The 1,203-nt window shown below is 31.3% G+C and carries 2 pseudogenes; both read right to left on the bottom strand.

From position 1 onward, the window contains the following. Positions 1 to 437 (bottom strand): annotated as a pseudogene (locus J2S25_RS19975) (hypothetical protein); the annotation flags it as partial. 191 nt (positions 438 to 628) lie between these two features. Further along, positions 629 to 1,203, bottom strand: a pseudogene (locus tag J2S25_RS19970) (hypothetical protein); the annotation flags it as partial.

Below are 1,203 nucleotides of genomic sequence, written 5' to 3'. Positions count from 1 at the left end.
AGGAAATCAACATCTTCAAAGATTATACCTATTACATCATAGGGTGTATGAGTATTCCTAAGAAGTTTTACACCATCAGGTTCTACGTTCTCTATCTTTTTCACAACTTCGTCAGTTAATTGTTTTGAAATAATATCATCTAGATTATATTCATCGTCTGATGAATCATACACAAAATAAAGAACGTGATATAAAACATATTCATCTAATGGGGTTAACTGATGCTGAAAATCATCTCGTATATTCCTAAGCAAGATTTTAAGCTTATTCATCCCATATTCATGGTCATCCTGTTTATGTATCGGAAAAACAGTTGCATATATTTCTTCATAGTGAAGATTGCTACCAACTTCCATAAAAAAGTCGAAAATTTCATCTAGGGTGTTATTAATAATTATTTTAAATTCTTTTGAATACCCATCACTAAAATTTATCATCCGAACACCCCCAATAAACAATTGTATCGATATCTAAAAGAATAAAAAGACCCACCAAGTTTAGTATAGCAAAATACAGTAACTTAGTGAGTCGCTTCATACTTCTGCTTTTTTATGAGCTTACAGATTGATAGATTACATTTAATTCTTAAAAATTATACATTTTTGGTATGGAACATACTTCAAATGTGTTATTTCGGATATAATTTAACTTTATCTATCTCACCATCTCCCATGCCCATGTACCTTGAATGTAACCACCACACCAAACCAGTTGTAAAAAAATGGTGGGACAAGGTACCTGTCCCTGTGTCCCTCAGGAAATCAACATCTTCAAAGATTATACCTATTACATCATAGGGTGTATGAGTATTCCTAAGAAGTTTTACACCATCAGGTTCTACGTTCTCTATCTTTTTCACAACTTCGTCAGTTAATTGTTTTGAAATAATATCATCTAGATTATATTCATCGTCTGATGAATCATACACAAAATAAAGAACGTGATATAAAACATATTCATCTAATGGGGTTAACTGATGCTGAAAATCATCTCGTATATTCCTAAGCAAGATTTTAAGCTTATTCATCCCATATTCATGGTCATCCTGTTTATGTATCGGAAAAACAGTTGCATATATTTCTTCATAGTGAAGATTGCTACCAACTTCCATAAAAAAGTCGAAAATTTCATCTAGGGTGTTATTAATAATTATTTTAAATTCTTTTGAATACCCATCACTAAAATTTATCATCCGAACACCCC

This window comes from Mesobacillus stamsii, from assembly GCF_030814065.1.
In the GTDB taxonomy this organism is placed as follows: Bacteria; Bacillota; Bacilli; order Bacillales; family Cytobacillaceae; genus Mesobacillus; species Mesobacillus stamsii.
Note: the sequence above shows the minus strand (reverse complement) of the source record. Positions and strands in the feature narration are given on the sequence as shown.